This window comes from Denitrobacterium detoxificans (assembly GCF_001643775.1).
GTDB classification, from domain to species: domain Bacteria; phylum Actinomycetota; class Coriobacteriia; order Coriobacteriales; family Eggerthellaceae; genus Denitrobacterium; species Denitrobacterium detoxificans.
This window is the reverse complement of the sequence record NZ_CP011402.1, coordinates 1,374,474-1,389,072: the sequence shown is the minus strand read 5'-3', so window position 1 is coordinate 1,389,072 and position 14,599 is coordinate 1,374,474. Positions and strand designations below refer to the sequence as shown.

Genomic DNA, 14,599 nt, shown 5'->3' with positions numbered 1-14,599 from the left:
GCATGAGCATAGATCCTAATTACATACGAAACTTCAGCATCATCGCGCATATCGACCACGGCAAGTCCACCATTTCCGACCGCATTCTGGAAATGACGGGCACGGTGGCCCAGCGCGACATGCAGGAGCAGCTGCTCGATTCCATGGACATCGAGCGCGAACGCGGCATTACCATCAAGAGCCAGGCCGTGCGCGTGGACTATACCGCCGATGACGGGCAGGTCTACCACTTCAACCTTATCGACACCCCAGGTCACGTCGACTTTACGTACGAAGTCTCCCGCAGTCTGGCTGCATGCGAAGGCGCCGTGCTGGTGGTGGACGCCACCCAGGGCGTGGAAGCGCAAACGGTGGCCAATGCCATGATGGCCATGAATGCCAATCTGGAAATTATCCCGCTGATCAACAAGATCGACCTGCCTTCCGCCGAGCCGGAACGCGTGCGCGGTGAAATCGAAGACGCGCTGGCCATCCCGGCCGACGACGCGGTGCTTGCCAGTGGCAAGACGGGCGTTGGCGTGCACGACTTGCTGGAATCGGTGGTCTACAACATCCCCGCGCCTACGGGCGATGCGAACGCACCGCTGCGCGCGCTTATCTTCGACTCGTACTTCGATGCTTACCGCGGCGTGGTTGCCTTGGTGCGCATCGTCGACGGCACCATGCGCAAGGGCGATCGCATCCGCATGATGGCCACGGGCGCAACCACGCATGTCGAGGAAGTGGGCGTACGTCGCCCGGCGGAAGTTGCCGCCGACTCGCTTTCCGTGGGTGAAGTAGGTTACCTGGTCACGGGTCTGAAGGACACGTCCATGGTGAAGGTGGGCGATACCGTCACGCTCGTATCCGGCGGCGTGGAAGAGCCCTTGCCGGGCTATCGCGACGCGAAGCCCATGGTCTACACAGGCTTGTTCCCCATCGACAGCGACCAGTACCCCGATCTGCGCGATGCCCTCGACAAGCTCTCGCTGAACGACCCCGCTCTGCGCTACGAACCTGAAACCAGCCACGCGCTCGGCTTCGGCTTCCGCGTGGGCTTTTTGGGCCTGCTGCACATGGAGGTCGTGAAGGAGCGCCTGGAGCGCGAGTTCGACCTAGACCTTCTGGCCACTGCGCCCAGCGTGGAATACCACGTGTACAAGACGAACGGCGAAATGATCAGCCTGCATTCGCCGCAGGACATGCCCGATCCGGGCGAAATCGAGCATGTGGAAGAGCCGTACCTGAAAGCGAAGATCCTCATTCCGCCCGACTATGTGGGCGCTGTCATGGATCTTACCGTCGCGCGTCGTGGCACGTTCGTCACCATGAACTACCTTTCGCAGCAGACGGTCGAGATGATCTGGGAGCTTCCGCTTTCCGAGCTCATCCTCGATTACTTCGACAAGCTGAAGAGCAACACGAAGGGCTACGCTTCGCTCGATTACGAGTTCGATGGCTACAAGCCCAGTCGCCTGGTGAAGCTCGACATCCTGCTTTCGGGCAAACCCGTCGACGCGCTGTCGTTCATCGTGCATCGCGACAAGGCGTACGACCGTGGCAAGGTGCTGTGCGACAAGCTAAAAGAAATCATTCCGCGCCAGATGTTCGAGGTGCCCATTCAGGCTGCCGTGGGCGGGCGCGTTTTGGCTCGTCAGACGGTCAAGGCCAAGCGCAAGGACGTTTTGGCCAAGTGCTATGGTGGCGACATCAGCCGTAAGCGTAAGCTGTTGGAAGCGCAGAAGCGCGGTAAGAAGCGCATGAAGAACATTGGCAGCGTCGAAGTGCCGCAAGAGGCATTCATGGCTATTTTGAAGGTGGATGACTAATGGCGCGCAAGGAACAGTACGATTGGCTCGACGATCCGTTCGACGAGAAGAAAAACGCCCAGGTCAAGGCTGGCATGAGCGGCGGTAGCAAGCTCGCCGTGGTGCTGGGTTGCGTAGGCGTTCTCGTGGTCCTGCTCGTTCTGGCGGTATTCATGACGCTTGGGCTTGCCAGTGCCGTTGGCAGCCTGTCCTAGCGCCATGCCCAGCTATCGCGAATTCCTACGTTCTCATCGCGTTATGCTCGCCCCGCTTGCCGGCGTGAGCGATCGCGTTATGCGCCAGCTTTGCATCGAACAGGGCGCGCAACTTACGTTTACCGAAATGGTAAGCGCGAAGGGCCTTTCGCATGGCAACGAGCGTACGGAAGACCTTTTGGAAATGGCCCCCAACGAAGACATTGTGGGTGTGCAGATCTTTGGCCACGAGCCCGAGGTCATGGCTGGTCAGGCTTCGCGTCTGTGCGAGACGGTGGGGGAGAAGCTTGCCGTCATCGACATCAACATGGGTTGTCCCGTGCGCAAGCTCGTTACCAAGGGCGATGGCAGTGCCCTCATGAAGAGCCCCGAACTTGCCGAACGCATCGTTTCTGCGGTGGTTGCCGCTTCTAGCGTTCCGGTAACCGTGAAGTTCCGTCGCGGTTATGAAATCGACAACGAAACGGCCCCCGAATTCGCCCGCCGCATGGAGCAGGCGGGTGCCTGCGCGGTTACCGTGCATGGTCGATACGCTGCGCAAATGTACCATGGCCAGGCCGATTGGGGCGTAATCGAGCGCGTGGTGCGCTCCGTTTCCATTCCCGTTGTGGGCAATGGCGATGTGGTCAGTGGGGCAAGCGCCCTTGCCATGATGGAGCAAACGGGCTGCGAGGCCGTGCTCGTGGCGCGTGCGGCGCGGGGCAATCCGTGGGTCTTCGCCGAGATCCGCGCTGCTCTAGAGGGCCGTCCAGCTCCCGAAGGGCCTACGCCGTTGCAGCGCGTGGAAATGGCGCGCCGACATGCTCATTTGCTCTACGAATGGGAACCGCGTGCGCTCGTGCGCATGCGCAAGCAGGGCAGCTGGTATTGCAAGGGGCTTGATGGTGCCTCTGCCGCACGCGGCATGCTGAACGCCTGCAAGACGATCGAGGAGTACGATCTCGCCTTCGACCAGCTAGAACAGCATCTGAAGGGTTGCTAGATGCACGACCCGTACAAAGCGCTCTACATCCACGTGCCCTTCTGCAAGCAGCGTTGCCGCTATTGCGACTTCGCCACGCAAGCGGTCGACCCAAGCTCTCCGCTCATACGCGAGTACGTCGACCATGTCATTCTGGAAATCCGCCGCGCCGGCAAGCAGGGGCTTCTCTCCCAGGTGGAAACGGTGTATTTGGGCGGTGGCACCCCTTCGTATATTGGCTTGGGCGCCCTCACCGAGATCATGTACATTCTCGGTCTTTCCATGCACCTTACTGACCAGGTGGAATGCACCATGGAGGCGAACCCCGACAGCCTTACCGAGCGCATGGTGAACGACCTGTGGGCGCTAGGCGTGAACCGCCTTTCCATTGGCGTGCAGAGCTTCGACGATAACGTGCTGCGCACGTTGGGGCGCGTGCATGACGCGCAGGCGGCTCGACGTGCCGTTGAAATCGCGCATGGCAGGTTCCAGAACGTGAGTGTCGACCTGATGTGCGGCATTCCCGGCCAGAGCGCCGAAAGCTTTCGGCAGAGCCTGCGAACCGCCATCGAATTGGGCGTCACGCACGTGAGCGTGTATCCCCTTGCCATTGAGCCGGGAACGCCCTTCGACGAGCTTGTTTCGCGCGGCGCGATGCCCGAGCCCGATGACGACGTCGAAGCCGAGCATATGCGCATTGCCGCGCAGGAGCTGGCTCAGGCGGGCTTCGAGCGCTACGAAGTGGCGAACTATGCAAAACCTGGCTTCCAGAGCAGGCACAATACCGCCTATTGGACCGGTAAGCCGTATCTGGGCATAGGCCCTTCCGCGGCTACTATGACGCAAAATGCGCAACGGCGCATGCGCAAGCAAGACGACGTAATCACCGACGATCTGGATGCGCGCCAAATGCGCGTGGAGGACGTCATGCTCGGCATGCGCATGAGCCAGGGTGTTTCCGAGGAAACGCTTTCCCGTGCGTGCGAGCTCGCGCCCGAACTCCGTGAGGTCATGGAAGGCCTGGTCGAACGTGGTCTCGTGCGGCATTGCGATGATCGCTGGCAGCCCACCGAGCGTGGCTGGCTCTGCGGCAACGAGCTCTATGGCGCCATCTTCGATGTCGCGCCCTAGGCGTCAGCTGATCGTTTCCTCGCTGCCAATCCGTTTCTCATTTCACGCGTTTTGCCCATTCACACGTGGGTTCACTGTGACAGATTGGTGTCGTTTTAGCACTTGAAGGGCGCGGCTGCTAGAATGCTCTGGTGGTAACGAACAGCCCGCCTTCAGGTGGGCTTTTTCAAACGGCCGGTTACGCGAAAGGAGGGCCATGCTTTCGGATAGACGACAGCGCGTTCTAGCTGCGCTTATCGAGGAATACGTTTCCCGAGCGCTGCCCGTTGGCTCGCGTACGCTGGTCGAAAACTACAACCTCGGCGTCAGCTCAGCCACGGTGCGCAACGAGCTTTCGGTTCTGGAAGACGATGGCTATATTACGCAGCCGCATACCTCGGCGGGGCGCATTCCCACTGATATCGGCTACCGGTCCTTCGTGGACGACCTGTTGAAGACCCAGTTTGCGGGTCAGGAACTCGACGAAGATGCGCGCCGCGCGGCCGACAACCTGCGCGATAGCGCTTCCGAGCTCGACGACCTTATTGAGAAGACCACCGCGGCGCTCGCGCGCTTCACGAATAACCTCACCATCGTGCTGCCGCCTAGCACCCTTCGGCTCGACATCAAGCAGATCACGTTCGTCTCGCTTACGCCCAACCGCGTGCTGGCCATCATCGTCACCGAAGACGGCCAGGTGCTGAACAGGCATATCGAGTTCGTTGACGAGGTCGATTCCCTCGATTTGGCGCACGCCCAGGAAGTGCTCAACCGCGTGTTCGCGGGCAGGGGGCTTGCGGAAATCCGCGCCGATTTCGACGAGGAAACCGCCGAGCTGCTCCATTCGCCACTCGTTTCCGTGCTGTTCGAGGAAGTGCTCGCGTGCTTGCGCGAGGGCGATACGGGCCATGCACGCCGTTTGGGGCTTTCCACTATGGTCAAGCAGCCCGAATTCGAACGCGCGCAGAACCTCATGCCCGTGCTCGAGGTGCTGGAAGACGATACCGTGCTCATGCAGATCCTGAAGGATTCGCCCGCCGATTCTACGTCGGTGCGTATCGGGCACGAAAATGCGCCGTCGCAGCTTTCGGGCGTATCGGTTATCGCCGGGCGCTATGGCCGCGGCGCCAGCGAGGGCGTGGTGGCGGTCATTGGCCCTACAAGAATGGATTATGCCCAGGTCATTCGCGCGGTAAACGTTGCGCGACGCGCCCTGGGAGACGAATAGCGCATTGGCGCTTGTAGCGTAAGAAAGGAAAGGCAACAGCTTTATGGCAAGGGATCTCTACGAGGTACTCGGCGTCGAGAAGACGGCGACGGACGATGAGATTAAGAAGGCTTTTCGTCGTAAGGCACGCCAGCTTCACCCCGACGTGAACAAAGCGGAAGATGCCGAAGACCAGTTCAAGGAACTCAACGAGGCGTACGATGTCCTTTCCGACGCTAACAAGCGCGCTCAGTACGACCGCTTTGGCACCATCCCCGGCGCCAGCGGCGGTGGCCAGCCCTACGTGGATTTCGACGACATCTTTGGTGGCGGCTTTGGCATGGGTGATCTGTTCAGCAGCTTCTTCGGAGGCGGCATGGGCGGTGGCGGTGCGCGCGTGCGCCGCGAGGGTCGCGACATGGGCGTGGGTCTGCGCCTTACGCTCGAGGAAGTCGCCGCGGGCGTAAAGAAGGAGATCATTTACGACCGCCTTGCTCCGTGTCCCGAGTGCGGTGGCAGTGGCCTGGGTGAAAACGGCAAGGAAGTCACGTGCCCCGAGTGCCATGGCCAGGGCCGCGTGGTTACCGTGCAGCGCACCTTCCTGGGCGACATGCAAACGGCTACTACGTGCCCCACGTGCGGCGGTACGGGCCAGACCATCGAGAACCCCTGCACCGAATGCGATGGTCAGGGCCGCGTCCCCGATCGTCAGCGCATTTCCGTGGAAGTGCCCGTGGGCATTCGCGATGGCCAGCAGCTGCGTCTTTCCGGTTACGGCGAAGCGGGCATGCGCGGTGCTGCTGCGGGCGATCTCATCGTTACGTGCCGTATCATGCCGCATGATTTCTTCCAGCGCGATGGCGACAACCTGCATACGCGCGTGAACGTTTCCATCGTTCAGGCGTGCCTGGGTGCCGACATCGAGGTCGAGGGCATCATGGAAGACGAGAAGGTTACCGTGTCCATTCCGGCTGGTTGCCAGAATGAGCAGGTGGTCCGCGTGCGCGGCTATGGTATGCCGCGCTTCAAGAGCGATGCTCGTGGCGATTTGTTTACCCATGTCAGCGTAGTTGTTCCCAAGAAGCTTTCCAAGCGCGAGCGCGAGCTTCTGGAAGAGCTGGCGAAGGAAATGGGCGAGGAGTATGCTGAAGAACGCACGCCCTTCCAGAAGATCAAAGACGCGTTCAACTAGGGTCCCATGAGTCTGCCCCGGTTCTTCCTGGACGACCAGGTACTTTCATCCGAAACCGAAGCGGTGTTTCCGCTTCGTTTGTCCGCCGAGGACGCCAAGCACGCCCGTGTGCTGCGCTTGGCTCCTGGCGAGCATATTGCCGTCATCGATGCCACGCAAGATTACTTCGAATGCGAGATCGTCCAGGCGGGCGACCCATTTACTGTGCGCATCGCTGCGCATGAACATGCTCCCGCTGCTGGTCCGCAGGTCGTGCTTTTGCAGGGCCTTGCCAAGGCCGACAAGATGGAGACGGTCATCCGTCATGCCACCGAGATTGGCGTTTCGGCATTTATCCCGCTCGTGTGCGACCGCAGCGTTGTAAAGCTTGACGCCAAGAAGGAGCAGAAGCGACTGGCTCGCTGGCGTTCCATCGCCAAGAGCGCAGCCATGCAGTCGGGGCAGATGTCCATCCCCGAAATACATGAGCCTGCTACGGTGAAGCAGGCGGCCGAGGCGCTTTCAGGCGCTACGGCGGTTATCGTGTGCTGGGAGGAAGCGCGCGAGGGTGGCATACGGGCTGCCATCGAGCGCGGCATGGCGCATAACATGTGCGGTCGCAACGATGCGCGCATTGCCGTTGTCGTGGGTCCCGAAGGTGGGCTCACCGAAGCGGAAGTGCAGCTGTTTCACGAGCATAATCAGTGCGCAAGCACCGTAACGCTGGGGTCGAGCATCCTGCGTACCGAAACCGCTGGCATCGTGGCGCCTGCCTTGGTTATCTACGAGCTGGGCGGCCTTCAGTGAGGGCGCGCATCGTTAACCTAGGCTGCAAGGTCAATCGCGTTGAGTCCGATGCATTCGCAGCCGATCTTCGCTCGTTTGGGTTTTCCCTTACCGACGGCGATCCGGAATGCGTCATCGTGAACACGTGCACCGTTACGGGTGAGGCCGAAAAGAAGACGCGCAAGGCCGTGCGCCGCGAATTGCGCGATTATCCCAATGCCAACGTAATCGTGACCGGATGCGCGGCGGCCATCGACGCGAATGAATTCGCCTCCATGAGTGAACGCGTTATCGTGGTCCCGAAGAACCAGGTCGTTGACGTGTGCCTGGAATGCTGTGGCCTTTCGCGCGAATCCATCGTGCCTGCTGCATCCGATGTGCGCTTCGGCGAGGGCTTTCCCTCTCGCGTGGGCTTGAAGATCCAGGATGGCTGCAACAATGCCTGCACGTACTGCATCGTCCATGTGGCGCGTGGCCGTGCCTGGTCGGTGCCTCTTTCGGAATGCGTCGCCGAGGCGCGCAAGCTTGCCGCGGCTGGTGCGCGCGAGATTGTGCTCACGGGCATCAATCTTGGCACGTATCACGATGGTGACGCTACGTTGGCGACCGTCGTCCGTGCCTTGCGCGAACAGGTACCCAGCGTGCGCATTCGCATTTCCAGCGTGGAGCCGCGCGATGTAACCGACGACCTGTTGCAGGCTATTGCGGAGGCCGATGGCATGGTCTGCCGTCATCTGCACCTTCCGCTGCAATCGGGCAGCACGCGGGTGCTGCGCCAGATGGCCCGTCCGTATTCTGCCGAGCGCTTCCTTGACATCGTGGAGCGTGCGCGCCAGGTCATCCCCGAGCTTTCGCTATCGACCGACATCATTGTGGGCTTTCCCGGGGAAACCGACGAGGACTTCCAGGAAACGCTGCGTGTGGCGCGTTTGTGCCAGTTCAGCAAGATTCACGTCTTCCGCTATTCGCGGCGCGTGGGTACGCCCGCCGCGGAACGTGACGATCAGGTTGACCCCATCATCGCCGCGCAGCGTGCCGATGAGCTTGCTCGCTTGGGCGACGAAATGCGCATGCAGGAAGCCCGCAAGCGCCTGGGCAGCCGCGAGTTTGTACTCGTGGAGCAAAACGGCCTTGGTACCACCGAATCGTATTACCAGGTGAAACTTGATGGTTCTTTTCCCGATAGCGGTCTAGTATCCTGTGAATTGCAAGCCGTCGACGAGAATGGTGTATTCAGCGTATGACAGATATGGAAACGAGCGTTTCGCTTACCGCCCCCGACACTGTCGATATGGCAAAGGTGGTGGGTCCGCAAGACGACATTCTGCGCTTTATCGAAGATTGCTATCATGCCCAGATTCTCGTGCGCGGAAATAGCGTGCGCATCTCGGGCGAGCAGGTCGAAGTAGACGCCGTATCTTCGCTGTTCACCGACCTTTTTCAGTATGTCCGCGAAGGTGGCGTGCCCAATCGCGCGTACGTGAAGCATGCCATCGAATTGCTTCGCACGGGTGAATTCGCCCCGCGTGCCTTGCGTGACGACGTGGTGCTTTCGCATCGTGGGCGTTCCGTTCGCCCCAAGACGGCTGGTCAGAAGCATTACGTCGATGCCATTCGCAAGAACACCATCACCTTTGGTATTGGGCCTGCTGGTACGGGAAAGACGTATCTTGCCATGGCCATGGCCGTTCGCGCACTGCGTTCGCACGAGGTCAGCCGCGTTATTCTCTCGCGTCCCGTGGTGGAAGCGGGCGAGAACCTTGGCTTCTTGCCGGGCACGCTGAACGAGAAGATTGACCCGTATATTCGCCCCTTGTACGATGCTCTGTTCGAGATGATGGATCCCCAGCGCGCGCAGGCGTATCTGGAAGACGGCACCATCGAGATCGTGCCGCTTGCCTACATGCGCGGCCGCACGCTCGATAACAGCTTCATCGTGCTCGACGAGGCGCAGAACACCACGCCGCAGCAGATGAAGATGTTCCTTACGCGCTTGGGTTTCGCCTCGAAGATGGTGGTGACGGGTGATGTTACGCAGCTCGACCTGCCGCGTGGCATTTCCGGACTGAAGCAGGTGCGTGGTATCTTGGAGGGCATTTCAGACATCGCATTCTGCGAGCTTTCGCGCACCGATATCGTGCGCCATTCGCTCGTTTCGGAAATCGTGAGCGCCTATAACGTCTGGGAGACGGCGAACGCTCCCGTTCAGCCCGTGCAGTAGTTTCGTGGTGCGCAGATAAAAGGGCAGCCAGGAAATCGTGAACTGCACCCCCGAATTTGGACTAGGAAAAGAAAGTCCGAGTTCGGGAGGTGCAGTTTCGTTTTGAAGAGATACAGCCTGGAGACGAGAGCAAGGGCGGTCGAGCTCATCGACCGAGGATATGGCAAGGGGTCGCTCTCGACAGCGCTTGCCATACCGATAAGCATTGCGGAAAAATGGACCCACACGTACAGGGCGGTAGGCAAGGAGGCGTTTCTGGGCATGGGGTCCAAGCACAGGCGTTACGACTACGAGACGAAGCTCGCCGCCGCGCGCGACTTCGTCGACCTCGGCATGACCAGGCAGGAGGTCATGTCCAAGCACGGAATCGCGAACCTGACGCAGCTGAAGAATTGGGCGAAGGCCTACCGCGAGGGCGGTCCGGAGGCCCTGAGGCCCAAGCCGAAGGGGCGGCCGCGGAAAGACGGGGGTGACCCTCCGGAACCAAGGAGCCGCGAACAGGAGCTGGAGGCGGAGAACCGCAGGCTAAGGGCCGAGGTGGCGTACCTAAAAAAACTGCGTGCCCTGGAAGCGGCAAAGCGAGCGCCTGGGAGAAATGCCAGGTGATCAGGGAGCTTTCGGGGCAGGGGCACGCGCTTGCGGACCTACTGGCCGTGTCGGGCGTTCCAGCATCGACTTACCACTACAACAAGTCGAAGCCGGCCAAGGCGCCGACCAGGCCGGAGCTTTGGGGCAAGGCGATCGAGATCTTCTCGCGCTCGCCAAACGGCTGCGGCCATCGCCAGATAGCCATGTGCCTGCGCGCCGAGGAAGGGGCGACGATCGCCGACAAGACCGTGCTCAAGATGATGCACGAGATAGGAATAAGCTGCGGCATACGCCGGGAGACGGACTACCACAAGTACAATTCCTACAAGGGCGTGGTCGGCAAGACCTTCGAGAACGTGCTGGGGCGCGACTTCGAGGCAGATGGGCCGTGGCAGAAGCTTGGCACCGACGTCACCGAGTTCAAGCAGGAATGGGGCAAGGCGTACTTCGCGCCCGTCTACGACTTCGGCAGCAAGGAGATCGCGGCGTGGTCCATATCCCAGCACCCGGACATGTCGCAGCAGAAGGAGATGCTCGACATGCTCATCCCGAAGATTCCGGACGGTGCTCACCCGGTCATGCAGTCGGACATGGGCTGGCAGTACCAGCACATAGGGTATTGCGGAAGGCTCGAGGAGGCAGGCATCGTGCAGAGCATGTCACGTAAGGGCAACTGCATCGACAACGGCGCGACCGAGCAGGTGTTCGGCCATTTGAAAGACGAGTTCTTCCGAGGCAGAAAGTTCCCCGACTTCGAGACGTTCAAGAGGGAGCTTGAGGGATACATCGAGTACTGGAACACGCAGAGGAGGCAAGTTAAACTAAAGGGACTGACCCCGGAGGAGTTCCGGAGCCAGTCCCAAGCCGCCTAGGTTCTTATTTATCGCGTCCAAGTTTTGGGGCGCAGTTCATCGTCCCTGGCTGCCCTTTCGCTGCGTGTCGAACGGCTACAAGATGCGCACGTTCTTCGGATCATCGGAAATTCCGCCCTGGCCGGAATCATTGGGGGGAATGGGTTCTCCGCAATAGGGGCACGTTCCGCTTGTGGTGCCCGCTTCTGCGGCGACGGGCATTCCGCATGTAGGGCATGTTCCCTGGTTGATGTTGTCGTTTGAGCTGGATACAGGTGATGGCCTAAAGCACATTGCGACCGCCTCCCTCGTTTTCGAAGGCTTGCGCCTCCGGGCATTGCGCGCGTCCGTTCCGCGCCTCTCTAGTGCTGGATTATAGCTTCTCGTTGGGCTCGATTGGTAGCGTTTCGTTTCGCTCGTTAGCCTTTCAACCCGCGAACGGTGCGTGGTAGTGGACGTACGTGTGTTGCGCGTGGATGCGTTCGGCGATGATGTCTGGTGCGTCGAATTATCTGCGTGCCTCTCCGCCGGCGGAATGGCGCACGACTTCGAAGCGCGCAAGTTCAACGTCGTTGTCTGCTGGGTCTATGCCCGCTTTTTGCTTGGCGATCGAGACCTGAGACTCAATCGTCTCTACGCCCTCGAGGTTCGGGAGCAGTAGCCCGCGTTGCCAACGTTTCGCAACGATGACGCCGTAGCGCTTCGGGTCAAGCTGTTCGGGCGAGTCGATGGGCTCTGCTTCGCCCAATACGTCGACCGAATACTCCAGGTAATCGAGTTCCTCCTCGCGTATGGCTGGGAAGCGTGGGTCACGACTGCTGGAGCTAATCCCGTTCTGTATGACTTCCTCCGCAATGTTGCTGCATGTGGGTGAGATGGTGCCTATGCAGCCGCGTAAAGCGCCCCGCTTGTGAATCGTTACGAATACGCCCGCCTTCCGTTCCAGGAGCTCTTGCGGCAGATCGTCAGGTAGATTGGGCGCGCGGCCCGTGCGCGTGAACGTTTCGACCGTTAGGCGCGCAAGGCGTACGATTGGGTCGGCCTCGGTGGGCGGATTGGCACTGTGAAGGTGGTCGTTGTCCGCATCGCGTTTACCTGCATGGGCGTCGCAATTTGTCGTGCTTTCGCATTTGCAGATGGCTACTCCGTAGCCTACGCCAAACGGCCCTTCGTTCGAGAGCAATTCCGTATGCACGCTCAGGCCGTCTAGGGCGCCCGCCATGATTTGGAACGATCGGAGTCCGCATTCGGCGGCAGCTTCGCAGAATGCCTCGTCGAGCTCGAAGAGGCCATCGAGGTTACCCGATGCGAATATCTCGCCAATGCGCTCGTCGAATACAGGGCCTTCGAGTGCGAAACCATAGGGACCGTCGGGTTTCAGCTTGTGCGAAAGGTCTCCGCTGGCAATGAATCCTACTTTGATGCCCTGCGCGCTTGCCGCTTGTGCGATGATGCGCCCCAATTGGCGGTGCGTGTCGTACGGCATGCCGGAAAGCCCAATGCGAACGATGGGGCAGGGAAGCATGCCGCCGGCGGCTTCGCGCACGAAGTAGAGCGGCACGTAGGTGGCGTGATCCATGTCGTCGCGATAGCGCTCGCTGCCAATGGCTGGGATTCCTGCATCGTTTGCCCTGCTGATGATTTCTCGCGCCAGTTCGGTATTGCATTCCGCGCTCATGTGCTCTTGCGGCGCGCGGAATTGGGCCATGCTTCCCTCGAGGACGTCATCGGTGGTTACGTGAAACGCGTCGCGAAACAGCGGCGCGTGCGGCGAGGTGATAACCAGGCAATCGGGCTGCTGGCTGAGCAGCCATTTTGTTGCGCGCTTATATGCGTCAATGGTTTCGCCGATGCGTTGCTCCTCGCCGCGCCCAACGGCGGGAACGATAAGTGGCGGATGCGGTACGACAATTGCTCCAACGATCGACATAAGCGCCTCCGTTTCAAGCGAATTCGACATTCGTCTTGTACAATAAACAAATTAACGCAATACCGCTCTATTAGCACGGAGGTTTTCGTGGCTGAATTCATTTACACGCTGGAAAAGGCGCGCAAGGCGCATGGCGACAAGGTCATCTTGGACGACGTTACGCTTGCGTTCTATCCTGGCGCGAAGATTGGCGTCGTTGGTCCGAACGGCATGGGCAAGTCCACGCTGCTGAAGATCATGGCGGGCCTGGAAGAGGTCAGCAACGGCGAGGCACGCCTTACGCCTGGCTACACCGTGGGTCTGCTTCAGCAGGATCCCGCGCTCGATGATGACAAGACAGTTCGCGAGAACGTCGAGCAGGCCTTTGCCGAAACGCTTGCCAATGTGGCGCGCTTCAACGAGATTTCGGCGGAAATGGCCATGCCCGATGCCGATTTCGATGCGCTCATGGCGGAAATGGGCAAGCTTCAGGACGCCATCGATGCCGTTAATGGTTGGGATCTGGATTCGCAGCTTTCGCAGGCTATGGATGCGCTGCAGTGCCCCGACCCCGACGCTCCTGTGAAGGTGCTTTCGGGTGGCGAGCGTCGTCGCGTGGCCCTGTGCCGCTTGCTGCTGGAATCTCCCGACCTGCTTCTGCTCGACGAACCCACCAACCACCTGGATGCCGAATCGGTTCTGTGGCTCGAACAGTTCCTGGCGAAGTATCCCGGTGCCGTCTTGGCCGTCACGCACGACCGTTACTTCCTCGACCATGTAGCCGAGTGGATTTGCGAGGTCGACCGCGGCACGCTGTATCCCTACAAGGGCAATTACTCCACGTATCTGGAAACCAAGGCTGCGCGTTTGGAGCTCGAGGGTGCACAGGACAAGAAGCGCGCCAAGAAGATGAAGGCCGAGCTGGAATGGGTGCGCAGTGGCGCGAAGGCCCGTCAGGCCAAGGGCAAGGCGCGTTTGGCGGCCTACGAGAAGATGGTGGCCGAATCCGCTGCGCGCAAGAATGTCGACTTCACCGAGATTCACATTCCTGCTGGTCCGCGCTTGGGCAACAAGGTGCTGGAAGCCGAGCATCTGCACAAGGAATTCGGCGACCGCGTGCTCATCGATGACCTGTCGTTCAGCCTGCCGCGCAATGGCATCGTGGGCGTCATCGGCCCGAATGGCGTGGGCAAGACGACGCTCTTCCGCATGATCGTGGGCGAGGAGGCTCCCACGAGCGGCACGCTCGAGCTGGGCTCTACCGTTCAGCTTTCCTATGTCGATCAGAACCGTGCCGGCATCGATCCCAATAAGAAGGTCTGGGAAGTCGTGTCGGATGGTCTGGACTACATGAACGTAGCTGGCACCGAGGTGCCTTCGCGCGCATATGTGGCGGCGTATGGCTTCAAGGGCAGCGACCAGCAGAAGCCCGCAGGCGTGCTTTCCGGTGGCGAGCGCAACCGCTTGAACCTGGCTCTTACCTTGAAGCAGGGCGGCAACCTGCTGCTGCTCGACGAGCCCACGAACGACCTGGACACCGAATCGCTTTCCAGCCTGGAAGAGGCGCTGAACGAGTTCAGCGGCTGCGCTGTCATCACCAGCCACGACCGCTTCTTCCTCGACCGTGTTGCCACGCATATTCTGGCTTGGGAAGGTACCGACGAGAATCCGGGTGCATGGTACTGGTACGAGGGCAACTTCGAAGGCTACCAGGAAGACCGTGTTCGTCGCTTGGGGCCCGAAGCCGCCAAGCCGCATCGCCTGCATCGTAAGCTCACGCGTGACTAACTAGC

At 60.3% G+C, this 14,599-nt stretch carries 14 protein-coding genes; 12 read left to right on the top strand and 2 right to left on the bottom strand.

The window, feature by feature from the left end; genetic code table 11:
• Positions 1-2 precede the first annotated feature (2 nt).
• The 11 genes from lepA (at position 3) to AAY81_RS05890 (ending at position 10,918) form a co-directional block, all read left to right on the top strand.
• Entirely contained in the window at positions 3-1,808 is a 1,806-nt protein-coding gene (lepA, locus tag AAY81_RS05940; RefSeq protein ID WP_066662613.1) for a translation elongation factor 4, read from the top strand.
• Entirely contained in the window at positions 1,808-2,002 is a 195-nt protein-coding gene (locus AAY81_RS05935; protein WP_066662610.1) for a hypothetical protein, read from the top strand. The genes lepA and AAY81_RS05935 overlap by 1 nt, the downstream gene beginning before the upstream one ends.
• Positions 2,003-2,006: 4 nt before the next feature.
• Positions 2,007-2,984, top strand: coding sequence for a tRNA dihydrouridine synthase DusB (gene dusB, locus AAY81_RS05930; RefSeq protein ID WP_066662602.1), 978 nt, complete (start codon positions 2,007-2,009; stop codon positions 2,982-2,984).
• On the top strand, positions 2,985-4,094 hold the full coding sequence (gene hemW / locus AAY81_RS05925) for a radical SAM family heme chaperone HemW (protein ID WP_066662593.1): 1,110 nt from the start codon (positions 2,985-2,987) through the stop codon (positions 4,092-4,094).
• Between the two features lie 196 nt (positions 4,095-4,290).
• A complete protein-coding gene (gene hrcA / locus AAY81_RS05920; RefSeq protein WP_066662591.1) occupies positions 4,291-5,301 on the top strand; it encodes a heat-inducible transcriptional repressor HrcA in 1,011 nt (336 codons plus the stop codon).
• 43 nt (positions 5,302-5,344) lie between these two features.
• Positions 5,345-6,472, top strand: coding sequence for a molecular chaperone DnaJ (gene dnaJ, locus AAY81_RS05915; protein ID WP_066662589.1), 1,128 nt, complete (start codon positions 5,345-5,347; stop codon positions 6,470-6,472).
• Between the two features lie 6 nt (positions 6,473-6,478).
• Positions 6,479-7,258: an RsmE family RNA methyltransferase gene (locus AAY81_RS05910; protein ID WP_066662583.1), complete on the top strand. Its 780-nt coding sequence runs from the start codon at positions 6,479-6,481 to the stop codon at positions 7,256-7,258.
• Complete coding sequence (mtaB, locus tag AAY81_RS05905; protein ID WP_066662582.1) at positions 7,255-8,481, top strand: tRNA (N(6)-L-threonylcarbamoyladenosine(37)-C(2))-methylthiotransferase MtaB; 1,227 nt, start codon at positions 7,255-7,257, stop codon at positions 8,479-8,481. The genes AAY81_RS05910 and mtaB overlap by 4 nt, the downstream gene beginning before the upstream one ends.
• 5 nt (positions 8,482-8,486) lie before the next feature.
• Positions 8,487-9,458 carry a PhoH family protein gene (locus AAY81_RS05900; RefSeq protein WP_066662581.1) on the top strand — a complete coding sequence of 324 codons (972 nt, stop codon included), beginning with the start codon at positions 8,487-8,489 and terminating at the stop codon, positions 9,456-9,458.
• A gap of 102 nt (positions 9,459-9,560) precedes the next feature.
• On the top strand, positions 9,561-10,064 hold the full coding sequence (locus AAY81_RS05895; RefSeq protein WP_066660721.1) for a helix-turn-helix domain-containing protein: 504 nt from the start codon (positions 9,561-9,563) through the stop codon (positions 10,062-10,064).
• Positions 10,061-10,918 (top strand): IS3 family transposase, encoded by an 858-nt coding sequence (locus AAY81_RS05890; RefSeq protein WP_066660717.1) that lies wholly within the window; start codon positions 10,061-10,063, stop codon positions 10,916-10,918. Before AAY81_RS05895 ends, AAY81_RS05890 begins: the two co-directional genes overlap by 4 nt.
• 75 nt (positions 10,919-10,993) lie before the next feature.
• Here the strand turns inward: AAY81_RS05890 and AAY81_RS10790 are convergent, their stop codons facing one another.
• Entirely contained in the window at positions 10,994-11,119 is a 126-nt protein-coding gene (locus tag AAY81_RS10790; protein WP_276203434.1) for a hypothetical protein, read from the bottom strand.
• 286 nt (positions 11,120-11,405) lie between these two features.
• A complete protein-coding gene (gene amrA / locus AAY81_RS05885) occupies positions 11,406-12,827 on the bottom strand; it encodes an AmmeMemoRadiSam system protein A (RefSeq protein ID WP_066662578.1) in 1,422 nt (473 codons plus the stop codon).
• A gap of 87 nt (positions 12,828-12,914) precedes the next feature.
• Here amrA and ettA point away from each other — a divergent pair, with 87 nt between their 5' ends.
• Entirely contained in the window at positions 12,915-14,594 is a 1,680-nt protein-coding gene (gene ettA / locus AAY81_RS05880; protein ID WP_066662575.1) for an energy-dependent translational throttle protein EttA, read from the top strand.
• The last annotated feature ends 5 nt before the right edge of the window (positions 14,595-14,599 follow it).